This window comes from Halanaerobium kushneri (genome assembly GCF_900156285.1).
GTDB lineage: Bacteria > Bacillota > Halanaerobiia > Halanaerobiales > Halanaerobiaceae > Halanaerobium > Halanaerobium kushneri.
Window position 1 is genome coordinate 1 of the sequence record NZ_FTNC01000034.1, and the last position, 23709, is coordinate 23709.

Below are 23709 nucleotides of genomic sequence, written 5' to 3' on the forward strand. Positions count from 1 at the left end.
CTGAAGGATGAACTCTTTTATCTTCAATCTGCTCTAATTTTTGAATTAAATCGTAGACCCTGTTACAATATTGATAACAACTTAATGTATGATTTTTAGTTTTCATTTTTCCCCGTCTCCTTTTTTGTGTGTTTTTCTTGTCAATTAACACTTTCAAAAAAGGGCGGGGATTTCCTTTATTAAAGCCCGAATTATCAATCATCATAAGGTTTTTAATTGGGATAATTGTATGACTAATATTTCTAATATTCTTTATTTTGGAACTACTGCTGAGAATACTGTTTGAACTGTATTCTCCTTATTTTTTAAAAATCATTTGCGGAATCTCTGTACCATAAACAGCTGTTTTATGTTATAATATTTTATTGACGGGAGGTTAAGTAATGAAGAAAAGAACAAAGGCAATATTTTTAATAACTTTTTTATTAATTTTTGCCCTGGGAACAGGCGCTATCTTAGGTGCTGTCACCTGGATTATTCAGGATACTCCTGATATTAGTGATTATAAAGGTTCAAGTGAAGCGACCCTGATTTATGATGCGAAGGGTGAGCTTTTAACAAAATTATTTAAGGAAAATAGAGTCTATGTCCCTTTAGAAAGAATGCCGGAAGATTTAAAGAATGCAATTGTAGCAATTGAAGATACTAAATTTTATGTACATCACGGTATTGACTTCTGGGGTATAGGACGTGCAATGGTTAATAATATAATGAAAGGTGATCTGCTTGACCAGGGAGCAAGTACAATAACCCAGCAGCTGGCAAGGAATGCTTTTTTAACACTGGATAAAAATTACCTGCGTAAAATTCAGGAAGCATATCTGGCAATTCAATTTGAAAGACTGTATACTAAATCCGAAATTTTAGAAATGTATTTAAATGAAATATTTCTCGGACACAGTGCTTATGGAGTTGAAACCGCTTCTCTGCAGTATTTTGGTAAACATGTCTGGGAACTTGATCTGGCAGAATCTGCTTTAATTGCAGGTTTACCCCAGTCACCAAATAATTATTCTCCTTTAAGAAACCCGGAACTTGCTATTAAAAGAAGAAATGTTGTTCTGGATAGAATGTATGAGCTGGATTATATTTCTAAATCGGAAAGAGATAAAGCTAAAAATGAAAAATTAAATTTAGATACGGTTGAAGAAAAAAGTGAAAATAGAGCTCATTATTTTATTCTTTATGTCAGAGATCAATTAATTGATCGTTTTGGAGCTTCGATGGTTTACAGTGGTGGACTTAAGGTACATACAACTCTAGACCCTGAAATGCAGAAATTAGCTGAACAGACAATTAATAATAAAATTGAAAATGGATTTATTCCCTCTTTTCAGAGTAATCAGAGTGAAAATCTGCAGCCCCAGTTATCACTTGTTAGCCTGGATGTAAATAATGGTGCTATTAGAGCAATGGTTGGTGGTCGGGGAACTGATCAGTTTAACCGCGCCTATCAGGCAGTACGACAGCCGGGATCTGCTTTTAAACCATTTGTTTATTCTACAGCCTTAATTGAAGGTAATTATACAACAGGAACTGTAATCAATGATTTACCTATGCTGGCCTCAGAAAGTGGTAAGGGTAATAACCTTAGTATCTGGCCTCGTGATTATGGAGATCATTACAGAGGGTTGATCAATTTAAATACTGCTTTAACTCACTCAGTCAATGTTGCAGCCGTAAAATTAATTAAGGATGTAGGAGTAAAAAAGGTAATTGATTTTACAAAAAGATTGGGGATTTCGACTTTTACTGAAAATGATGGACTGGCTGATCACTATTCTCTTGCGCTTGGTGGATTAAATCGAGGAGTAACCCCACTTGAGATGGCTTCTGCTTACAGCACCTTTGCCAACAAGGGTATTTATACCGAACCCCATGCGATAACAAGAGTCTATAATAAGCATGATAAATTAATTTACGAAGCACAGCCTGAAAGTAAAATGGTAATGTCACAGGAAGATAGTTATTTAATTACTTCCATGTTAAAAAGTGTTGTTGATAATGGTACCGGCCATCGAGCACAGATGAATCGCGATGTAGCAGGTAAAACAGGAACTACTAATGATTATACTGATGCCTGGTTTGTCGGTTTTACATCTCAAATAGCCACAAGTGTCTGGATTGGTGAAGATACACGAAGATCAATGGAATATGATGTTAAAACTGTTAGTAGTGGTGAAGCTGCTCAAATTTGGGGAGACTACATGCGGGCGGCAGTTAAAGATATGCCAGTTATCAATTTTCAGATGCCTGAAAATATTATAGAAGTAGACGTTGATCCTTATACCGGGCTATTAGCGAACGAATACTCACCCCGGATTGATGTTTTACCCTATAAAAGAGGGACTGAACCGAATCAAAAGGAAAGTCTGCATGGTCCGGTAGAAACAGTTAGAGTTGATAAGGCCAGTGGACTGCTGGCAACAGAGAATTGTCCTTCTGATCAGGTTGAAGAAAGACATTATATTTCTGGTTCCAATATTAGAATCGGGCCAGCACAAAAATCATTTAGAGAGGTTAATTCAAACAAAAAATCTGATGAACTTGTTAGAGGAACCTATACAATTGCAGCTGGTGAGCCAGTACAGCAAATTGATCATGAATACGGAATTCCAAAGGTTCAGCGAAATGGAAATCTTCGCTATGAAACAAAACCTGATCGTTACTGTAATCGTCATCCTGCCAGTGCACCTTTAACTCAGGAGCAGGATACAAGCTCAGATAATAACAATTCGAAAAAAGAAGAAAATCCAATCAGAAGCCTTTTTGACATCTTTGGTAACGATTAACTGCTAATTTAAAATATAAAAAAATAATAATATGCTAAAATCAAAAAGGGATTTCTCCTACTTGCAGAGGAGAAATCCCTTTTATAAATCTATTAGATAATAAATAGATCTCTATCTATTTAATTTTAACAATCGTAACTCCCATTCCACCTTCTTTTTGTCTACCGAGGCGATAATCTTTAACATGAGAATTCTTCGCAAGCACTTCTTCTACAGCCTGCCGTAAAGCACCTGTTCCCTTCCCGTGAACTATTTCCACTTCATTTAAACCCGCTAGAAATGCATCATCTAAATATTTATCGACTTTATATTGAGCTGCCTCATATCTTTCTCCTCTTAAATCAAGCTTTGGAGAAACATGCTGAGCTTTCTGAACTCTATAATTTTTAAGCTGTTTTTCTTCATTATCATCAGGGATATCTACTTTTACCAGATCGGCCAGAGAGGCTGTCACCTGCATAATTCCAGCCTGAATCTGAGCTTCTTTTTTGTCACGGTCAATAGCAGTTATCTCACCCTTACGGCCGATACTTCTTACTCGTACCTGATCACCTATTTCAAATTTATCTGCAGAAATTTTCTCTTTCTCCTTTTTATTTTCAGCTTCCAAAATTTGACTCAACTCTTTAAGCTCCTGGTTGGCAGATGTCTGAGCTCGATCAACTTCAGAACGCTGAGTATAATCTTTCTGCTTCAGATTTGAAATTATCCTTCTGGCTTCTTTTTTTGTCTCTTCAACAATCGATTCTGCTTCCTCACGAGCAGCTTTCATTTCTTTTTCATGCTGCTGCTGCTGTTCCTTAATCATACTTTCATATTTCTCTTTTAACTCTTTTTCGCGATTTCGATATTCTTCCATCTCCTGTCGCAATTGCTGGTAGCGGTTTCTTTCCTGATTCAGTTCATTAATAATATCTTCAACTTTTATTTCTTCATCACTTAAAAGTGTGCGGGCTCGATCAATTATTTCTCTGGGAATTCCCAGTCTAAGAGCAATCTCAAAGGCATTGGAACCTCCTGGAACCCCCATAATCAACTTATAAGTTGGTTTTAAGGTTTCAATATCAAACTCAACTGAAGCATTTTCGACTCGCTCTGTTGTATAGGCATAACTTTTTAACTGACTATAATGGGTTGTAGCAATAGTAATTGCATTTTTTTCCTGCAATTTTTCCAGAATAGAAATACCCAGGGCTGCCCCCTCTTCAGGATCAGTTCCAACCCCGAGTTCATCCATTAAAACTAGAGTAGAATTATCTGATTCTGCCAGAAATTCTCGAATCCGGTGCATATGAGAAGAAAAAGTACTTAAGCTTTGTTCAATACTTTGTTCATCTCCAATATCAGCAAATATTTTTTTAAAGACAGCTACCGTAGAATTGGCAGCAGCAGGAATATGCAGTCCGGACTGAGTCATTAAAGTTAACAGCCCAACAGTTTTTAAAGCAACTGTTTTACCACCGGTATTTGGACCGGTAATTACCAGTGTTGCAATATCGTCACCAAGCTTAAGATCGATTGGCACCGGTTCTTCTTTCAAAAGCGGATGACGGGCCTGATTTAACTCTATAATCCCCTTTTCGTTAATTTCAGGGGCATTACACTGATAATCAAGACTAAACTTTGCGGCTGCTGAGATACTGTCCAGCCTGCTTAAAATCATTAAATCTCTTTTTATAATACTCTCATCTTGAGCGATTTTTGAGCTGAGCATCTGCAATATGCGCTGAATCTCTGCGCTCTCTCTGGCTCTAACTTCTCTAAGCTCGTTATTTAAACGAACTACAGCCATCGGTTCCATAAAAAGTGTCAGACCACTGGCAGACTGACCGTGGACTATTCCATCAAAATTATTACGCTGCTCCTGTTTAACAGGTACAACATATCGGTTTTCTCTTCTGGTCACTATGTTTTCCTGGAGCATATCCTGATAGTGTTTGCTTTTAATTATTGAATCAAGTTTATCTCGAATTGAATTCTCTATTGAATCAATTTTTGAGCGCAGTGATTTTAGTTTAGCACTTGCATCATCAGCTACTTCTCCATATTCATTAATACAGCGATCAATTTCTCTGGCCAGTGCAGGTCGATTCTGCAGATCTGCGCATAAATCGTAAATTATCTGATATTCTCTCTCTATAATTCTCGGATCAAGATCAGACTCAATATTATCTAAATAGCGCTGAAGCTCAAAAACTCCTCTCAGGGTGCTTCTCACTCTGGTGATTGCATCCGTGGAAAGTACAGATCCTTTTGCTGCTTTTTTTAAATCCTCTCTAATATCACGGACTCCACCAAAAGGAGGAGTAGAAAACTCTTTAATCATTGACTTTAAAGCTGTAACTTCAGCCAGTCTTTCTTTAATATATTTGCTATTATTAACAGGTTCTAATTTTTTTATAATTTCTTTTCCAATCTTTGTTGCTGATCTCTCAGCAGTCATCTTAATAATTTTATTATATTCGAGTACTTCCAGACTGTGTTCTTTCAACTTAAATACCTCCGGAATTAATTTTATGGCTAAATTCGTTTCGATTACTAATATTTATTATAATTTACAAAAAGTTAATTGACTAAGAATTATTTCCTTTCTGCTTCAAAAAATCAAGCAGCTGTTCTGAGGAAAAAGTATTGATCACATCTTCTTTTTCGAGCCAGCCGCGGCGAGCAGTTACTATTCCAAATTCCATATCACTGTATTCCTTATAATGATGGGCATCAGTATTGATTGAGATTTTTCCTCCTGCCTTTTTAACTTTACGAGCCCATTCAGCATTCAGATCCAGACGCTGAGGTGAGGCATTAATTTCAAGTGCTGTGCCATTCTCTGCAGCTATTTTGATTACTTTTTCTAAATCAACTGCATAAGCTTCTCTTCCTCCCAGCATTCTTCCCCGGGGATGTGCTATTAAATTTACATGAGGATTTTTAACTGCTCTGATAATTCTGGCTGTCATCTGATCCTCATCAAGGTTAAAATAACTATGCACAGAAGCTATTACAAAATCAATTTTTTCCAGCAGCTCATCCTTAAAATCCAGCTCTCCATTTTTAAGAATATCAACTTCTACTCCTTTAAATATTCTAAAATCAGTCAGAGTTTGATTAAGTTGATCAATTTCTTCAAGCTGCTCTTTTAACTCTTTAATTGACATACCACTGGCTACGGTCAGAGACTGGGAGTGATCGGTGACAGCAATATACTGATAACCTCTTTCTTTAGCAGCTTCTGCCATTTTCCTAATCGAAAAGGCACCATCACTGTAGCGGGAATGCAGATGGAGATCCCCTTTAATATCAGTCAGCTGAATACTATTAGGTAATTCTCCTCTTTGAGCTGCCTCAATTTCTCCCTGATCTTCTCTCAATTCGGGAATAATATAATCAAGCCCCAGAATTCTAAAAATATCTGCTTCAGATTCAATTTTTTCTTTACTACCGTCATCTCTAAAAAGTCCGTATTCACTCAGCTTTAAATTTTTATCTTTAGCAAGCTGCCTCATCCTTACATTATGAGCCTGAGATCCGGTAAAATAATGGAGGGCAGACGGAAATTCTTCTTTACTGACTAATCTAAAATCAGTCTGTACTCCCTGGTCAGTTCTGATGCTGACCTTGGTCTCTCCAGCGCCAATAACCTCAGCCACAAAATCAAGACTTTTTATTTTTTGGGAAAGCTTTTTCGGCTCTGCAGTCGCAATCAAAATATCGAGATCACCGATCAGTTCTTTGGCTCTCCTGCTGCTGCCGCAGACTTCAATTTCTCCAAAAAGATCAGGCTCAAGCTCAGTTTTAATTGTTTCAATAATCTCTTCCGCTGTTCTTAAAGCTTTTGCCAGAATAATTTTATCAACATACTTTTCATGGTTTTTTAATGCTCTGAGTAATTTTTCCTCTGACTTTTTCCCAAAACCCTTAAGTTTCTGTACTTTTCCAGCCTTAAGAGCCTTTTCCAGACCTATCAAATCTTCAATTTCCAATTCATAATAAAAGCGGTGCGCTGTTTTAGGACCCAGCCCCTGTATATCTGTCATTTCTATAACTCCGGCTGGCAGCTCTGCTTTAATCGCTTCCATTTCCTCGATAAGACCATTCTGAAGAAGTTCATTAATCGATTCTGCAATACCGCTCCCAATTCCTTTAATATCTTTTAATTTATCCTCCGCTGCCAGCTGCTGAATATTATCGGCGTAAGATTCTATTTTACGAGCTGCATTGGCATAAGCTCTTATCTTAAAGTCATTTTCTCCTTTAATTGCCATTAAGTCAGCAAATTCTGACAGAATCTTTGCAATTTCTTTATTGCTTATTTCCTGCATCATAACACCTCTTTCCTCTGTTATTAAAAACTTTAATTAAAAGCTAAAAGGCCATGAAAATTTCATGGCCGAAAAATTTCTTCAATCTTTGATTGTATAAAGGGTGATGCCTCGATGATTCTTTTTGCCAGAAATGATTCATTTAAAACATCATTAATTTTTTGATAGGGGATCTGGGCCAGAATTAGAATCAATAAATAAACAATTATCCCAGCTTTTACCAGCCCCAACAAAAATCCAGCAGCACGATCAACCGGCTGCAGAAAAATAGCATCCACAATTTTTTTCAGGGTAATCCCCAGTACATGAATTACTATATTAACAACTATAAAAATTACAGCAAAAGAAATAAACTGCAGCAGCGAAGTTGAAAGATCTAAATACGGTTCCAAAAATTGAGTAAAATACTCATACTGTCTAACGGCCACAAATAAAGCCGCAAGCAGTCCAAGTATAGTACTGGTCTGATCTATAAATCCTCTTCTAAAACCATTATAGGCAAAAAAGAGTAAGATTACCAAGATAATGATATCGAGGAAATTAATAATATCCAATTATTCTACCTCCTCGAGTAGAGTATTTAATTCCTCATTCTCCTGCCGCAGTTTTTTTAATTCCTGATGTAAACTCTGATTGGCCTCTTTTAATCTTTCTTTTTCTTTACTTAAATCAATACACTGACTGCGAAGTTTAAAATATTCATCAGCCAGATTAATCATAGTTAGATGAGATAAGCGCCGAAAAGGCAATTTAGGATAAGCATTTTTGATCTCCCTGCCGGTTTTTTCTACATGGTCTGCAAGTTTATTAATATATTCTTCACTAAATTCTCCGGTCACAGTAAACTGGTCTCCCAGAATATTTAATTTGAATTTTTTCTTATTTTGATTTTTTTCCTTAATCATTAGCAACATCTCCAGCTTTAGTAGTCTACTTTATTATATTCATTACAAAAGGCGAAATTCCTGCCTTAAATCTTAATTTCCTCTAATTTCTGCAGAATATTCTTTTTTGAGATGTTTTACTATTTGATTAAAACGCTCATTTACCTCCTGGTCGGTTAATGTTTTATCATCAGCCTGAAATTTCAACTGGAAAGCAGCACTCTTATCGCCATCTTTTATTTGATCTCCCTGATAAATATCAAAAAGTTCGACACCTTTAAGTATTTCTCCACCCTGCTCTTTAATTGCCTGATGAATATCTCCAACTGCTATTTCTTCTGCCATAACTATAGCTAAATCCCTTGCCAGAACAGGATACTTGACTAATTTTTGATAATTATAGCTTTTTTCTGCTGTTTTTTCAAAGATAAAGTCTAGATCCAGCTCAAAAATAGTTGTTCCAGCCGGTAAATTATTTTGATCTGCAAGTTCTGGATGGATTTCTCCAATAAAGCCAAAAGTCTGAGTTTCATCATATTTGATTTCAGCTCTGCGCCCTGGGTGCAGAAAATCTCTGTTATCATTATCCGGAATAAAGCTTACTTTATCCAGTTGAATTCTCTCAAAAAGCATCTCCAATACTCCTTTTAGTTCAAAGAAATTGGGAGCTCCCTGCTGCCACAAATCAACATTCCGGCCAAAAATACCACCTCCAAGCATGTTAAGTTCCTCAGGCCTGGTATTGCCACCTTTATTTCTAAAAACTGTTCCTGTTTCAAAAACAGCCATTTCGGAACCCTGGCGGCGAGCATTAGAAGATAATACATTAACTATCCCCGGGATCAGAGAGGTTCTTAAAATACCAAAGGCTTCACTGAGAGGGTTTTTAATACTCACAAATTTAGCATAATCTTCAAATTGAGTTAAATTCAAATCCTGATAGCTCTTTTTATCCTGCAGGCTGTAAGTTATAACTTCATCCAGGCCACCAGCCTGAAGCAGTTCTTTAACCTCTACTTCGAATTTCTGCTGGGGGTTTCTTTTACCGCGCTGCTTGGAAATTGGTCTGGTAGAGGGTATTTTATTATAACCATAAACTCTTGCTATCTCTTCTACTAAATCAGCTGCCTGCTCTACATCAGTTCTAAAGGAAGGCACAGTAACTTCCAACTCTCCAGCTTCAGCAGCTGGATTTACTTCAAACCCCAGTCTTTCCAGACTTTCTTTAACTTCTTTGGCTTCCAATTCAATCCCTAAAAGTTCATTAACTCTAGCTGTAGAAAGAGTAATTACTGCTGATTCATATTTTAAAGGATAATTATCAATCACTCCTGGAACTACTTTCGCTCCATCACACTTTGCCAGCATCTGACAGGCACGATTATTAGCCTCAATAGCTTTTTCAATATCTACCCCTCTTTCAAAACGATGGGAAGAATCAGAATGCATTCCTAATTTTTTAGCGGTTTTGCGAATGCTTACTGGATTAAAATAAGCAGATTCAATTAAGACATCAGTAGTTTCTTCTGTTACTTCGGTATTTGCTCCTCCCATAACTCCACCAACTGCAACTGCTTTTTCGGGATCAGAAATCACAAGCATCTCATCATCTAAAACTCTTTCTTCTTCATCTAAGGTCAGCATTTTTTCTTCTGCTTCAGCCCGACGTACAATAATTTTACCATCTTTAATTTTATTAAAATCAAAGGTGTGCAGAGGTTGATTATATTCCATTAGAACAAAGTTAGAAATATCAACTACATTATTAATCGGTCTGATTCCTGCTGCCTTAAGCCGACGTTTAATCCACTCCGGTGACTCTTTAATCTTAACATTTTTTACCAGACGAGCAGTATAACGGGGGCATAAATCTGGATCTTCAATTTCAACTTCAACATAATCATTGATCTCACCAAGTTCTTCCGCTTCCTCAAAAGAAATGGGAGGTGTTCTTAGATCTTTTTCCTGAGCATATAAAGATTTAATCTCTCTTGCTACTCCAATCATTCCCAGACAGCGGGCATAATTTGGAGTTAAATCAAGTTTGAAAACATAATCATCCAGACGCTTGTATTTAAGAAAACTGCCACCTAAAGGAGCATTATCATCAAGAACCATAATTCCCTCAGCTCTTTCTTCCTGCAGTCCCAGTTCATCCTTAGAACAGATCATTCCCTGCGAAAGCTCACCTCTGAGCCTGACTTCTTCAATTTCCATTCCATTAGGAAGAGTTGTTCCTACTGCTGCAAAAGGTACCAGCTGTCCTGTTTCAACATTGGGAGCACCAGTCACAACCGGAATTGCTTTTTTATCTGCTGCAGTTTTCACCATACAGATGACAAGTTTATCTGCATTTGGATGTTCTTTAATTTCTTCAATTTTTGCAATAACAATATCTTCCAAACCTTCTCCTAAATACTCAACTCCTTCAACTTCCAGCCCGGCCATTGTCAGCTTTTCGGAAAGGTCATCGGGAGTAAAATTTATATCAATATATTTTTTTAACCAGTTATATGAGATCTGCAAATTTATCATCCTTTCTTTATATCAGTCTTCAGTTTATTTACTGCTTCTGATTAGCTTAAATCAGTCTGCAGAATTAATTATTTCTATTTATTTAAAACTGATGTAAAAAACGCTTATCATTTTCATAAAGTACCCTGATATCATCAATTCCATATTTTAATAAAGCAAGTCTATCCAGTCCAACACCAAAGGCAAAACCACTATAAACATCACTATCATAACCTGACATTTCGAGTACATTGGGATGAACCATTCCCGCTCCCATAATCTCCAGCCAGCCAGTTCTGGAACATAAAGGACAGCCTTCTCCACCACAGACAATACAGGAAACATCAACTTCTGCACTCGGTTCTGTAAAAGGGAAATAGCTGGGACGGAACCTGACATCTCTGTCTTTTCCGAATAAGGCTTCTACAATCAATTCTATTGTTCCTTTTAAGTCACTAAAAGAAATCTCTTTATCAATTACCAGCCCCTCTGTCTGATGAAAAATTGGTGAATGTGAAGCATCCAGTTCATCAGAACGATATACTCTACCGGGTGCGATAATTCTAACCGGAGGCTCCTGGGCTTCCATGGTTCTGACCTGAACCGGTGAGGTATGAGTTCTCAGTAGATAATGATCATCAATATACAGGGTATCCTGTAAATCACGGGCCGGATGATGGGCCGGAATATTTAAAGCTTCAAAGTTATAATATTCACTCTCTACCTCGGGTCCCTCCGCAATATCAAAGCCGAGTCCGATAAAAATATCCTCAAGTTCTTTAGTTACCAGAGAAAGTGGATGAGAGCGTCCAGCTTCTACTTTAGAACCCGGCAGACTGACATCAATTTTTTCAGCCTGAAAACGTTTCTGTGCCGCCTCTTTTTCCAGGCGTTCCTTGTGTTCACCCAGCCAGCTCTGAATTTTACCCTTTAAAATATTAGCCTCTTTACCAACAACCGGACGCTGATCAGCATCAATTTGCCCCATCTTTGAGAAAACTGACTGAATAGCTCCCTTCTTTCCCAAATACTTAATTCTCATTTCTTCTAACTGATCAAGACTTGCCACTTCTTTTAATTCAGCTTCTGCTTCCTTTTCAATCTTTTTTAGATCATCTAGTAGATCCAAAACTAACACCTCCATATTTATGTATGTATAAAATAATTTTACTCTCTAAAAACAAAAAAATCCCGCCCTAAAGGGACGAGATACCGTGTTACCACCCTGATTATCCCACAAAATGTGGAATCACTTTATTTGTTAACGAAAGTTAATAGCTTCCGAGAAAGCCTACTTTTTTCAGCCTCCAGCTCCAGAGTGAACTTCACTAAAATTGATAATTTAACTGCTTTCAGCTGCTGCAGTTAATCTCTCTTAAAATCTCCTTTAGTTACTCTCTCCTTCTCAGCCTTTAATTATTTATTTAATTCTTTTATGATTATACCACAGAAAGAAAATCAGCTCAACTATCTTTTTTTAAACTCTGTGAAAGTATTTCAAAAGAAATAACTGAAGCCGCAACCGCTGCATTTAATGATTCAATTTCTCCTGCCAGTGGTATTTTAATCTTTGAAGTTGCTGCTGCCAAAAGTTTCTGATCAATTCCATTGGCCTCATTACCGATCATTAAAATTAGTTTATCCTGATACCGGTGCTGAAAATGATATTCTTCTGCCTCAATATCTGCAGCCAGCAGTTCGTAGTCAGCTGCCCGAGAATCAATTTCAGACATAAATTCTTCCTGACTTAACTTCTGGCGAACTGCAATAGAAAAGATACCGCCCATTGTCGCTCTAATAACTTTTTGATTGTAAATATCGACTGAGCCTTTGAGAGCAATTACCCCATCAAAACCTGCAGCAACAGCTGTTCTGATCATTGTTCCCATATTTCCGGGATCCTGGATCCTATCCAGCAGCAAAATTTTATCTGCCTGCTGATAAAAATCCTCACCCTTAAAAACGGATTCTTTAACTACCGCTAAAATTTCCTGAGGATTAACAGTCGAGGCGGTTTCTTTTAACAGTTGTTCTTCAAGATAAATAAACTCAGACTTTAATTTTAAATCAGCCAGCAAATTATCATTCTCAGCTGATTTAAAAAAAGCAGGAGTGAGAAAGACCTGTTTGAAATCTGCTCCTCCTGCTAATGCAGCCTCAATAAGCCTCTTACCTTCCAGAATAAAAACACCTTCCTTGCGCCGGTTTCTACTCCGGTAAAGCTTATTTAGATATTTAACTTTATCGTTTTGAGAACTGCTGATTATATCCATCTAATTAATTTCCTAACTGCTCTTTTGCTACATCAACTAAATCAGCAAAAGCATCAGAATCATTAACTGCTAAATCAGCTAACATTTTACGATCAATTTCTACCTCTGCCTGTCTTAAACCATTGATAAAACGGCTGTAGGAAAGACCTTCGTTTCTAGCTGCTGCATTGATTCTGGTAATCCATAATCTTCTAAACTCTCTCTTTTTATTTCTTCTATCTCTGTAAGCATAATGTAAAGACTTCATTACCGCCTGATTAGCAGGACGATATAACTTGCTGCGGGATCCAAAATATCCCTTGGCCATCTTTAAAACTTTTTTTCTACGCTTGCGCGCCTTATTTCCTCTTTTTACACGTGGCATCTTAAATGACACTCCTTCCAGTAATTTAACATTTATTATTTAAAATTATTTGCTTATATTAGTTTATCCATGTAGTAATTTTTTGTAACGTTTTTGATATGACTTACTTAATAACTTAGCTTTTCGCAGCTGTCTTTTTCTATTTCCAGATTTTTTAGTTAAAATATGGCTGTGAAAACCCTTATGGTGCTTAAGTTTACCATTAGCTGTAGTTTTAACTCGCTTAGCAATTCCCTTGTGTGTTTTTTGCTTTGGCATGATTTAACCTCCTAATACTGTAATAATTGTGGATATTTTAAAATAACCTACTTAAAATATTAATATTAATAAGTTATTTGTTCTACTACTGTTTATCACTTTCTGGAGTTAGAAACATCATCATGTTTCTACCTTCCATTTTCGGCTTGCTTTCTACCTTACCAATATCTTCAGTTCCTTCAATAAGGCGGTCCATCAGGTCATAACCAAGCTCTTTATGCATCATTTCTCTTCCTCTAAAACGGATTCTAACTTTAACTTTATCCTTATTGTTGAGGAATCTTCGAGCTTGCTTTAACTTAACGTTAAAGTCATGGTCTTCAATCTTTACTCCCATCTGAACTTCTTTGACATTCATTACGTTTTGATTCTTTTTGGCTTCTTTTTCTTTCTTAGCCTGTTCGTACTTATACTTTCCATAATCCATAATTCTGCATACAGGTGGATTAGCCTGTGGAGCAACTTCTACTAAGTCCAAACCCTGTTCTGCTGCAGCGTCCAGTGCCTCATCCAGCGACTTGATACCAATTTGCTCTCCTTCTTGATCGATCAGACGAACCTCTCTTGCTCTAATACGATCATTAACTCTTAAATCATTAACGATATTTATGCACCTCCTGAGTGATATAAAAAAACGAAAACGAATATAAAATAAAAAAACGAGTGGTAGAAACCACCCGTTAAATTCAATAATCAGCTGAAGATAGACTATCCCCTAAAGATAAGCCTACTTTTCCCGCAGAAATTTAGTTATTTAAGCGAGAAACTGATATTAACCAGCTTTTACTGGTGAGAAACAGGTGTTTCTACTTTCTTTTCCTTAATTAGTATAGCACAGGGGTAACTAACTGTCAAGAAAATAAAAGAAAAAAACTACCCTCTCTTGATCTCAAAAAAGAAGGTAGCTTTATTATTTTAGGCCAGCTGTTATTTATTTTAAACTATCTTCAGTATTGATTTCTTTTTTTGCAATTTCCTGAAGAATTCTAGCTTTAAAATCTTCAATTTTACTTGTACCTAGATCTCCTTCACGCCTTTCGCGAACAGAAACTGTTCCTGCTTCCTCTTCACGTCCACCGACAATTAACATATATGGAACCTGTTTAACCTGAGCATCTCTAATTTTATAACCAACCTGTTCTGAGCGGCTATCAACTTCTACCCTAATGCTTTCTTTTTTAAGGGCTTCCTTAACTTTTAAGGCGTAATCAATCTGATCATCAGAAACAGGAATTACTTCAACCTGAACTGGAGCTAACCAGGTCGGGAAGGCACCAGCAAAATGCTCAATTAGTATTCCTATAAAACGTTCTATACTTCCATAAATTGCTCGGTGAATCATAACCGGACGATGCTCGTCTCCATCCTGTCCAATATAAGTTAAATCAAAACGCTCTGGCATTTGGAAGTCAAGCTGAATTGTCCCACACTGCCAGGTTCTACCCAGACTATCTTCTAAATGAAAATCAATCTTAGGTCCGTAAAAAGCTCCATCACCCTCATTTACTTCGTAATCAAGTTCGTTTTTCTCAATAGCACTACGCAGGGCATCTGTAGCTTTATCCCAGAGTTCATCAGCTCCCATGGCCTTTTCTGGTTTGGTACTTAATTCAACATTATATTTAAAACCAAAAGCACTATATATTTTATCTACAAGTTTTATTACTCCACTTAACTCATCTTCGATCTGTTCCGGCAGACAGTAAATGTGGGCATCATCCTGAGTAAAACTTCTAACCCTCATCAAACCATGTAAGGCACCTGACATTTCATGACGGTGAACCAGTCCCAACTCTGCCATTTTAATCGGCAGCTCACGATAACTGTGCATAGAATCCTTATAAACCAAAATCCCACCCGGACAGTTCATCGGTTTAACTGCATGAGTTTCTCCATCAATTTCTGTAAAATACATATTATCTTTATAATGATCCCAGTGGCCTGATTGATGCCAGAGAGACTCATCTAAAATAATGGGAGTTTTTATTTCTTCATAACCATCTTTACGGTGCTCTTCTTTCCAGAAATCAACAAGTTCATTTCTAAGTGCCATCCCTTTAGGATGGAAAAAAGGAAAACCTCTCCCCTCTTCCTGCATACTGAATAAATCTAATTCTTTTCCAATTTTTCTGTGATCACGCTTTTTGGCTTCTTCAATTCTTGTTAAATATTTTTCTAAGTCTTTTTCGGAAGCAAAAGCTGTACCGTAAATTCGCTGCAGCATCTCATTATTCTCGTCACCACGCCAGTAAGCTCCTGCTACATTGAGCAGTTTAAATGCTTTTATATAACCAGTAGAAGGAAGGTGGGGTCCACGACAGAGATCAACAAAATCTCCCTGGTAATAAAGGCTGATCATCTCATCCTCGAGTTCTTCAATTAATTCCAGCTTGTATTTTTCGTTTCTTTCTTTCATTAATTCTATTGCTTCCGCACGGGGAAGAATTTTTCTTTCAATTTCAATATCTTCGTCAATTATTTTCTGCATTTCTGCTTCAATTTCTGCTAATGATTCTTCATTAAAAGTTTCATCTAAATTAAAATCATAATAAAATCCATCATCAATAGCTGGCCCAATTGCAACCTGAACATTATCATATAATCTCTTTACAGCCTGTGCCATAACATGAGAAGTTGTATGGCGGATAATCTCCAGTGCATCATCACTATCAATTGTTATAATTGAAAGCTCAATATCTTCTTCAATTGAATAGCTAGCATCTACTTCCTGTCCATTTACAATTCCAGCAATTGCATCTCTGCCCAAACCACTACCAATAGAATAAGCAACATCTTTAACTGTTGTTCCCGGCTCATATTCTTTAACCGATCCATCTGGCAGTGTTACTTTTACATTTTCCATTAAATTTCCTCCTCTTATAATATACTTTAATAAAATAAAAAAATCCCTCATCTCATAATAGAGACGACGGATTGCGCGGTTCCACTCTAGTTAATAATAATTATAAACATTCTATTTTAATAAAATAATTAAAATTATTATTCACTCATCAAGATAACGGATTAACCGGATAGAAATACTAAATTCCTCCTATCTGCTCCCGGGTGGTTTTCAATTCACTGAAAAATTATGTGCTTTCAGCCGCCGGCACAATTCTCTTTTAACTCTCAATTGAATTTACTCTTCCCGATCAGTGCATTTATATTACTTTATTTTTTATTATTATATGCCTTAAAATCTAAAAAGTCAAATTAAACTAAAAAACAGAAAATTCCACACTAAAATGTGGAAAAGTGGTGCCGGGGGTCGGGCTCGAACCGACACGGGAATAAATTCCCACCGGATTTTAAGTCCGATGCGTCTGCCAATTCCGCCACCCCGGCATATTATTAAAATGGTGTTGGTAAGTGGATTCGAACCACTGGCCTCTACGATGTCAACGTAGCGCTCTGACCAACTGAGCTATACCAACTTAAAATTTAAGTCAGCATTTTAAATAATCATTTGTAAAAAAATATTATACAAGCAAAAAAGTGGTGCCGGGGGTCGGGCTCGAACCGACACGGGAATAAATTCCCACCGGATTTTAAGTCCGATGCGTCTGCCAATTCCGCCACCCCGGCATATATGTAAGATTTAGCTTGCAACATTTTTTATTATAACAGTCAGTTAATCATTTGTAAAATATAAATGGAGGCGGCAGACGGATTTGAACCGACGAATAAAGGATTTGCAGTCCTCTGCCTTACCACTTGGCTATGCCGCCCAGGCTGCAAATAAAATGGAGCGGGAAACGAGATTTGAACTCGCGACCCTCACGTTGGCAACGTGATGCTCTACCACTGAGCTATTCCCGCAAAAATGGTGGTGGGAGACAGAATCGAACTGTCGACACGTGGATTTTCAATCCACTGCTCTACCGACTGAGCTATCCCACCAGAATGGCGGAGGAGACGGGATTTGAACCCGCGATCTCCGGCTTGACAGGCCGGCGCGTTAAACCGCTACGCTACACCTCCGCGTTTTTAAGAAGTAAAATGTAGAAAATTAGAAAAAAGAATGCTACACAACTTCTTATATTTTATATTAAATTTGCAAATAAAAATGGTGGGCGAAACAGGGCTCGAACCTGTGACCCCCTGCTTGTAAGGCAGGTGCTCTCCCAACTGAGCTATTCGCCCATCTGCAGCAATCAAAAGTACAATTACCGCGTCAGCAATAACTAGTATATATAAAAAGCTACTTTAAGTCAAAATTAAATATAGACTGTTATAAGTAATTAAATTATTTTATGTTAAATATACTACTAAATACTTAAAAAATCGACTGCAGATAATTTTTTCTTAAAAGCTTAATTTTACTAATCTAATCAATATACTCTAACTCAAGTTCTTTATTTTCACGGATATAATTAAAAATTTCAGCTGCCAGAACAGGATTAATATCTGTTTCTATAGAATTGTAACTTTCAACTATTGTGTTATAAAGTTCCTTAACATTAAATAATATATTATTAGACTTTAATTTCGCCATTACAGAATTTATTAATAATTTCTGGCGTTCAAATCTTTCGAGTGAATCAGATGACCGCCAACGAACAAAGTTCAAAGCTTCTTTACCGGATAATAAATTATCACCGGCTTTTAAGTTCAATCCTAAACCTGGAACTTTCACTTCCTGGTCCAGAGTAATAGAAACACCACCAAGCTCGTCAATAACTTTTTCAAAACCAAGATAATTTACATATACATAATAATCTATTTTATTGCCGCTGATCTCTTCTACTGCTGGCTGGATATCCCCATCATGATATTCACGTAATAATTCTCCTTTATAAACTGTATCCTCGTCAATATGCTCAATCTGAAGTTTATTATTTTCAGGACGTAACTTTGCCACCATTATCGAATCAGCTTCAATACTACCAATAGACACACTTTCTTCATCATCAAGGCCCACAAATAGTATATTTAGATTTTGAGTAAAATCACTTTCAGCAAGTCCCAGAATAGACAAAATACGTTCAATTAGCGATGGATCTTCAAGTTCCTTTTCAATATCCGTTTTTGTTTTAGTTTCTTTTACAGCAGAATCTTTTTCCAGCTGCTCTGTCTTTGTTTCAGTTTCTTTTTCAGCGGAATCAGACACTGGCTGATCTTGAGTAACTTTAGTTGAGTTAGAATCTTCTAACTCAGATTTTGATGAGTCCGGCTGTTTAATATCCTCAGCTTCAGAACTTTTTAAATCTTCTCCCGCAGATTCAGCATCAGTTACGTCTTTTTTATCTTTTATCTCTTTATTAACCTGAATATCAGATTCGGCTTCTGAATCAAGATCACCTGAGGTAGATGTTTCTTCAGTTTCTGATTTATTATCCGCCTGCTCAACGTCTTTTTGATCTTTTTGATCTTTTTGATCTATTGATTCTGTTTCATCGGCTTGTTCAGTTTCATCTGTTTGTTCTGTTGTTTGTTCTTTTTCAATCGTTTTATCTGTTTTATCTTTTTCAAGCTCGGATTCTACACTTTCAGAAATATCTTCTCTATCAGTCATATCAGAGCGCTCTTTACTTTTATCTTCTTTATCAGTTAATTGTTCAGTTGTAGCTTCTTCCCTTTCTGGGCCAGCATCATTCTGCCCAATTTCTTCCTGCTGCTCAATCTGATTTTCCGGTACAGGCTCTAAATCTCTCTCTAAATAATAACCAGCCAGACCTATAAATAATAAAAGTAAAGCTATTAGAAAGATTCCTATCCATCTATGTTTCTTATTGGATTTTTGATTGTTATTTGTATTTTTTTCTGCCAATGTTATTGCCTCCCTATTCCCTTATATTCATAATATTCGTGATTATGAGTTCAATTCCTGCATCAAAGTAATTTCTTTACCCGATTAATATTCAAAATTTTTTTATTTCAGTCAGAAAAAATTTATTTTCAAAATTTTATTGACAAAGTAAATTTTTATGGTATAATTTATAATTGTGATGCCGAAGTGGCGGAACTGGCAGACGCGCAGCGTTGAGGGCGCTGTGGGCATTTTGCCTGTGAGGGTTCGAATCCCTCCTTCGGCACCATTTTAATTTAATCAGATAATTTACCCCCAAGTTTACCCTGGTAGTTCAGGTTTCTTGGGGGTTTTTGATTTCTAATAAAAATCTATAACTTTTCTCTTGTTCAGCAATAATCATTAAAATTACAATAAATGCATCTCCGATTCCACCTGATCCCAGCTAACTGTGTAACCTTTTCCTCTGGCACAAAAGATTGAGGAAGAAGGATATTCAGGATCGTTATTTTTATCATAACTACTTGCATCAATGACTTCCAATTTATTATGACAGGTATCATAACCATAAAATTTGAGAGTAATAATTCCTCTCCCTCCAGTAAAAGTTCTCAATCTAACCGGATAATCCTCAAAATTAGCTGCAGGTGCCTTCCCCTTAATTACAGCTTGATCCCCATCAATGACAGGAGAACTAAAACTACCATTTGCTTTTTCAATATCAGAAATAACTCTGCCCAGATGATTCAGCTCAACTTTAATTTTAAATTCATAAAATGGTTCTAAAAGTAAATTATTTGCTTTTTCAAGTCCCTGACGCAGAGCTCTATAAGTGGCTTCTTTGAAATCACCACCACTGGTATGTTTTTGGTGTGCTCTGCCAGTTAATAAAGTTATTTTTAGATCTGTAAGCGGACTCCCTGTTAAAATCCCTCTGTGCTCCTTTTCTAAAATATGCTGTTTGATTAGATTCTGCAGACCTTTACTCAAATCATCAATACTTGCTCTATTCTCAAAGATGATTCCACTGTTTCTGGGAGCTGCTTCAATTTGCAAATGCACTTCAGCATAGTGTTTTAAAGGTTCAAAATGACCGTAACCTTTTACCTTTCCTTTTATTGTTTCTTTATATATTATATTAGGTCGAGCAAAATCGATTTGGTATCCAAATCTTTGTTTTACCAAACTTTTTAATATTTCAAGCTGGACCCGTCCCATTACATTAACCTGAATCTCTTTTGTTTTTGAGTTCCAGGCTATATTTAATGAAGGATCTTCCGCCTCCAGAATCTTAAAAGCTTCCAAAAGTTTACGGGTATTAACTTTGTCGGCATAGATAACCTTTGTTTTTAAAGCAGTTTGCTGTTTGCAATTTTTCTGATTATCCAGCTTACCAAAGGTAGTCCCTACTCTTGCTTCTGTTAATCCTAAAACTCCTGCAATTTCTCCTGCCTTAACCTGATCAGTATTTTGATAACTACGCCCACTATAAAAACGCATTTCAGTGATTTTTTCCTTTAAAATTCTATCATTTTGCTGATATTCAAGTTCATCTCTTACTTGCAGACTACCACTTAAAACTTTAATATGTGAAATTCTATTCTGATTCTGATCATGAGATATTTTATATAATAATGCTTGCAGCTGTTCCTCCTCTTTTTTTTGATAAAATGTTTCTGTCAGCAGAGAGAGTCTCCCAAAAAACTCTTTTACTCCACTATCATTAAGAGCAGAACCAGAAGCCGCCATAAAAATTTTTCTTTGCTGAATCATCTTTTTTATTTCCTGCAAAAATATTTCTTTATCTAATTTTTCTGCCAGATATAACTTCAACAGTTTTTCATTTCTTTCTGCAGAAAATTCTATTAATTTCGAATCAGGCATTTCATTTTCCAGGGCTGGAATATGAAAAATATCCTGGCTAAAATCATTTTTTAATTCAGTTAAAATTCTACTGGCCCCGGCACCTTTTCTATCACATTTATTAATAAAAAAGAACACAGGTAAACTTTCTTCTGCTGCAAGTTCCCATACTCTTTCTGTATGACCTTCTATTCCTTCCACAGCACTCACAATTATAATTAAATAATCAAGTACTTTAAGTGTTCTTTCCATTTCTGGCGAAAAATCAATATGACCGGGAGTATCCAGCAAAAAATACTTATCACCCTGGTATTTTAAAATTGCCTGATCAGTAAAAATAGTAATACCTCGTTTTTTCTCAAGAGGATGAGTATCCAGATGTGAGTTCTGATGATCAACTCTACCTTTAGTTTTAATTGTCTGGCTGTGGTACATTAAACTTTCCGAAAATGTTGTTTTACCTGCATCTACATGAGCTGCAACTCCTATAACTTTATTAATTTATCTTTCACCACCTGTTTAAAAGAAAAACTGACAGAATTAACTGCCAGTCTTTCAGTTCATATTTTTTAATAGCCAGTAAATTATACCTACCTCTATTTATTACAGATACCAAAAAGACATTCTGCTCTTTTAATTTCTAGAAATTCTTAAAGTTCAGCTAAATTCTTATGGCAGATTCGTACTCTTCACCAAATGTATTAACTTTTACAGATTCCATAATTTGATCTTCTCTGGGCATATCTCTAGCTCCTGTCTCTACATCAGCAATCTGATCAACAACATCCATACCTTCTGTAACCTCACCAAAGGCAGCATACTTGCCATCTAAATGAGGAGAATCATTATGGACTATAAAAAACTGAGAGCCAGCTGAATCAGGATGAGAACTCCTGGCCATCGAAATAACTCCCCTTTTATGACTCAAATCATTATCATAGCCATTAGCAGAAAATTCTCCCTTAATTGAATATCCAGGACCACCCATTCCAGTACCTTCAGGACAGCCCCCCTGAATCATAAAACCTTTAATTATCCTATGAAACTTAAGGCCATCATAATATCCATCTGCTGCCAGTTCAATAAAGTTTTTGACTGTGTTCTCTGCTTTATCAGGATATAATTCCAATTTTATCTCTTTTCCATCTTCCATTGTTATTGTAACTTCTGGATTTTTTGACATATATAACACCTCAAATTAATTTTATTTACGTTTACTACTTTATTATATACAAAATTAGCAAAAAATCAAAGTTCGAATTCAAATATTACACACTTGTTTACCTAGTTATTAGAAATTTCAAAATTGACAGGAGAAAGCAATTGATTATATAATTAATTCAAATAATTTAATTTTCACGAGAAGGGAGAAGAGATAATGAAAAAACAATTATTAACTGTATTTACTTTAAGTTTTATTTTCTTATTTATCCTAACAGTATTTGCAGCGGCAGAAGAATATGAAATAGGAATCTCACAGTTTGTTGAACACCCATCCTTAGACCTCGCCAGAGAGGGTTTTATTGATCAGCTCACAGATGAAGGCTTTATTGAGGGCGAAAATTTGAAGGTTGATTTACAAAATGCTCAGGCTGATTTCTCAACTGCTCAGACAATTGCTCAAAGATTTAAACAAAATAGTCCCGATTTAGTGCTGGCTATTGCCACTCCTTCGGCTCAAACTGCTGCTAATGTATTAAAAAACATACCTGTCTTAATAACAGCAGTTACAGACCCGGTTGAAGCAGGTGTGGTTAACAGCATGGAAACACCAGGTGCCAATGTAACAGGAACTACAGACATGAATCCAGTGGCCAAACAGCTAGAATTAATCAAAGAATTTTTACCAGAAATTAAAACTATTGGAATTTTATATAATCCAGGAGAAGTTAATTCAGTTGTTCAGGTTGACTTAGCCAAAGAGAAAGCAAAAAAAATGGAAGTAAATATTGAAGAAGGAACTGTCAGCAATAGTAGTGAAGTAAGTCTGGCTGTATCTTCGCTTGTGGGCAGTGTGGATGCTATTTATGTTCCTACAGATAATATTATTGTTTCAGCAATGCCAACTGTGCTTCAGACAGCATACAACAATCAAATCCCCGTTTTTGCTTCCGAAAATAATTCAGTTAAACAGGGAGCAATTGCAACTCTGGGAATAGACTATTATCAATTGGGCAGACAGACAGGTTCAATGGCAGCCAGGATATTAAATGGATCTAAACCTGCGGAAATGCCAGTTGAATCATCAGAAGATTTGAAACTCTATATAAATAAAAAAGCAGCCGAACGTATAAATTTAGATATACCGGCTGAACTATTAGAATCTGCAGACACGATCTTTACAGAATAATCATTTTTGAAAAATCAATCAAAGATTATTTAAACTTCAAATTCAAAATATAATATTGTAAAAAAAGAAGCCAGGCTTAATGCCTGGCTTTAATATCATAAAAATGGTGGTGGGAGACAGAATCGAACTGTCGACACGTGGATTTTCAATCCACTGCTCTACCGACTGAGCTATCCCACCTGATATGTACTTATAATTAAAAATGGTTGCGGGGACCGGATTCGAACCGATGACCTCCAGGTTATGAGCCTGACGAGCTACCAGACTGCTCTACCCCGCGTCAATGGTGAGCCATGGAGGATTCGAACCTCCGACAACCTGATTAAAAGTCAGGTGCTCTGCC

Annotated in this window: 16 protein-coding genes, 11 tRNA genes and 2 other annotated features; of the genes, 3 read left to right on the forward strand and 24 right to left on the reverse strand. The window is 36.5% G+C overall.

Annotated elements, in window-relative coordinates; all coding sequences use genetic code 11:
* The first annotated feature begins 383 nt into the window (after positions 1-383).
* The gene (locus BW929_RS13920) at positions 384-2792 is read left to right on the forward strand and encodes a penicillin-binding protein 1A (RefSeq protein WP_076546098.1); all 2409 of its coding nucleotides are present in this window, start codon (positions 384-386) and stop codon (positions 2790-2792) included.
* A 115-nt stretch (positions 2793-2907) separates the two neighbouring features.
* Here the strand turns inward: BW929_RS13920 and BW929_RS13925 are convergent, their stop codons facing one another.
* From BW929_RS13925 to BW929_RS14020, 20 genes are all read right to left on the reverse strand, one after another.
* Positions 2908-5283, reverse strand: a complete 2376-nt coding sequence (locus tag BW929_RS13925) for an endonuclease MutS2 (RefSeq protein ID WP_076546099.1) — start codon at positions 5281-5283, stop codon at positions 2908-2910.
* 82 nt (positions 5284-5365) lie between these two features.
* Complete coding sequence (polX, locus tag BW929_RS13930) at positions 5366-7111, reverse strand: DNA polymerase/3'-5' exonuclease PolX (RefSeq protein WP_076546100.1); 1746 nt, start codon at positions 7109-7111, stop codon at positions 5366-5368.
* A 62-nt stretch (positions 7112-7173) separates the two neighbouring features.
* Positions 7174-7665 (reverse strand): CvpA family protein, encoded by a 492-nt coding sequence (locus BW929_RS13935; protein ID WP_076546101.1) that lies wholly within the window; start codon positions 7663-7665, stop codon positions 7174-7176.
* Positions 7666-8016: a cell division protein ZapA gene (locus BW929_RS13940; RefSeq protein WP_076546102.1), complete on the reverse strand. Its 351-nt coding sequence runs from the start codon at positions 8014-8016 to the stop codon at positions 7666-7668.
* A 72-nt stretch (positions 8017-8088) separates the two neighbouring features.
* Positions 8089-10521 (reverse strand): phenylalanine--tRNA ligase subunit beta, encoded by a 2433-nt coding sequence (pheT, locus tag BW929_RS13945; protein ID WP_076546103.1) that lies wholly within the window; start codon positions 10519-10521, stop codon positions 8089-8091.
* Positions 10522-10612: 91 nt separating this feature from the next.
* Positions 10613-11638, reverse strand: coding sequence for a phenylalanine--tRNA ligase subunit alpha (pheS, locus tag BW929_RS13950; RefSeq protein ID WP_076546104.1), 1026 nt, complete (start codon positions 11636-11638; stop codon positions 10613-10615).
* Between the two features lie 68 nt (positions 11639-11706).
* Positions 11707-11925 (reverse strand) — a binding site (T-box leader).
* 47 nt (positions 11926-11972) lie between these two features.
* Positions 11973-12782: a TrmH family RNA methyltransferase gene (locus BW929_RS13955; protein WP_076546105.1), complete on the reverse strand. Its 810-nt coding sequence runs from the start codon at positions 12780-12782 to the stop codon at positions 11973-11975.
* Between the two features lie 4 nt (positions 12783-12786).
* A complete protein-coding gene (gene rplT, locus BW929_RS13960; protein ID WP_076546106.1) occupies positions 12787-13146 on the reverse strand; it encodes a 50S ribosomal protein L20 in 360 nt (119 codons plus the stop codon).
* 63 nt (positions 13147-13209) lie between these two features.
* On the reverse strand, positions 13210-13404 hold the full coding sequence (rpmI, locus tag BW929_RS13965; protein WP_076546107.1) for a 50S ribosomal protein L35: 195 nt from the start codon (positions 13402-13404) through the stop codon (positions 13210-13212).
* Between the two features lie 85 nt (positions 13405-13489).
* On the reverse strand, positions 13490-14050 hold the full coding sequence (gene infC / locus BW929_RS13970; protein ID WP_076546108.1) for a translation initiation factor IF-3: 561 nt from the start codon (positions 14048-14050) through the stop codon (positions 13490-13492).
* Positions 14051-14335: 285 nt separating this feature from the next.
* Complete coding sequence (gene thrS, locus BW929_RS13975) at positions 14336-16267, reverse strand: threonine--tRNA ligase (protein WP_076546109.1); 1932 nt, start codon at positions 16265-16267, stop codon at positions 14336-14338.
* Positions 16268-16323: 56 nt separating this feature from the next.
* Positions 16324-16569: a binding site (T-box leader), on the reverse strand.
* 91 nt (positions 16570-16660) lie between these two features.
* Positions 16661-16749: transfer RNA gene (locus BW929_RS13980), tRNA-Leu, on the reverse strand.
* A gap of 12 nt (positions 16750-16761) precedes the next feature.
* A tRNA-Val gene (locus BW929_RS13985) sits at positions 16762-16838 on the reverse strand.
* Positions 16839-16900: 62 nt separating this feature from the next.
* Positions 16901-16989: transfer RNA gene (locus tag BW929_RS13990), tRNA-Leu, on the reverse strand.
* A gap of 68 nt (positions 16990-17057) precedes the next feature.
* Positions 17058-17132, reverse strand: a tRNA-Cys gene (locus BW929_RS13995).
* Between the two features lie 16 nt (positions 17133-17148).
* Positions 17149-17223: transfer RNA gene (locus BW929_RS14000), tRNA-Gly, on the reverse strand.
* A gap of 5 nt (positions 17224-17228) precedes the next feature.
* A tRNA-Phe gene (locus tag BW929_RS14005) sits at positions 17229-17304 on the reverse strand.
* A gap of 4 nt (positions 17305-17308) precedes the next feature.
* Positions 17309-17385: transfer RNA gene (locus BW929_RS14010), tRNA-Asp, on the reverse strand.
* An 86-nt stretch (positions 17386-17471) separates the two neighbouring features.
* Positions 17472-17547: transfer RNA gene (locus BW929_RS14015), tRNA-Val, on the reverse strand.
* 184 nt (positions 17548-17731) lie between these two features.
* On the reverse strand, positions 17732-19174 hold the full coding sequence (locus BW929_RS14020; protein WP_076546110.1) for an LCP family protein: 1443 nt from the start codon (positions 19172-19174) through the stop codon (positions 17732-17734).
* Positions 19175-19354: 180 nt separating this feature from the next.
* On the opposite strand from BW929_RS14020, the gene BW929_RS14025 reads away from it, so the two are divergent.
* Positions 19355-19442 (forward strand) — tRNA-Leu (locus tag BW929_RS14025).
* 119 nt (positions 19443-19561) lie between these two features.
* Here the strand turns inward: BW929_RS14025 and BW929_RS14030 are convergent.
* Together BW929_RS14030 and BW929_RS14035 are read right to left on the reverse strand one after the other, a co-directional pair.
* Complete coding sequence (locus BW929_RS14030; RefSeq protein WP_076546111.1) at positions 19562-21517, reverse strand: elongation factor G; 1956 nt, start codon at positions 21515-21517, stop codon at positions 19562-19564.
* A gap of 160 nt (positions 21518-21677) precedes the next feature.
* Positions 21678-22199, reverse strand: a complete 522-nt coding sequence (locus BW929_RS14035) for a peptidylprolyl isomerase (protein WP_076546112.1) — start codon at positions 22197-22199, stop codon at positions 21678-21680.
* Positions 22200-22394: 195 nt separating this feature from the next.
* Between BW929_RS14035 and BW929_RS14040 the strand changes: the two genes are divergently transcribed.
* Positions 22395-23366 (forward strand): ABC transporter substrate-binding protein, encoded by a 972-nt coding sequence (locus tag BW929_RS14040; RefSeq protein WP_076546113.1) that lies wholly within the window; start codon positions 22395-22397, stop codon positions 23364-23366.
* Between the two features lie 104 nt (positions 23367-23470).
* Here the strand turns inward: BW929_RS14040 and BW929_RS14045 are convergent.
* Together BW929_RS14045 and BW929_RS14050 are read right to left on the reverse strand one after the other, a co-directional pair.
* Positions 23471-23546: transfer RNA gene (locus BW929_RS14045), tRNA-Phe, on the reverse strand.
* Positions 23547-23569: 23 nt separating this feature from the next.
* Positions 23570-23646 (reverse strand) — tRNA-Met (locus BW929_RS14050).
* Between the last annotated feature and the right edge of the window lie 63 nt (positions 23647-23709).

What these genes read in the sequence shown, in the direction of transcription:
- BW929_RS13920 (WP_076546098.1), top strand. Translation starts at nt 384, where the DNA reads ATGAAGAAAAGAACAAAGGCAATATTTTTAATAACTTTTTTATTAATT.
- polX (WP_076546100.1), bottom strand. Translation starts at nt 7,111, where the DNA reads ATGCAGGAAATAAGCAATAAAGAAATTGCAAAGATTCTGTCAGAATTT.
- BW929_RS13940 (WP_076546102.1), bottom strand. Translation starts at nt 8,016, where the DNA reads ATGATTAAGGAAAAAAATCAAAATAAGAAAAAATTCAAATTAAATATT.
- BW929_RS13955 (WP_076546105.1), bottom strand. Translation starts at nt 12,782, where the DNA reads ATGGATATAATCAGCAGTTCTCAAAACGATAAAGTTAAATATCTAAAT.
- rplT (WP_076546106.1), bottom strand. Translation starts at nt 13,146, where the DNA reads ATGCCACGTGTAAAAAGAGGAAATAAGGCGCGCAAGCGTAGAAAAAAA.
- rpmI (WP_076546107.1), bottom strand. Translation starts at nt 13,404, where the DNA reads ATGCCAAAGCAAAAAACACACAAGGGAATTGCTAAGCGAGTTAAAACT.
- thrS (WP_076546109.1), bottom strand. Translation starts at nt 16,267, where the DNA reads ATGGAAAATGTAAAAGTAACACTGCCAGATGGATCGGTTAAAGAATAT.
- BW929_RS14035 (WP_076546112.1), bottom strand. Translation starts at nt 22,199, where the DNA reads ATGTCAAAAAATCCAGAAGTTACAATAACAATGGAAGATGGAAAAGAG.
- BW929_RS14040 (WP_076546113.1), top strand. Translation starts at nt 22,395, where the DNA reads ATGAAAAAACAATTATTAACTGTATTTACTTTAAGTTTTATTTTCTTA.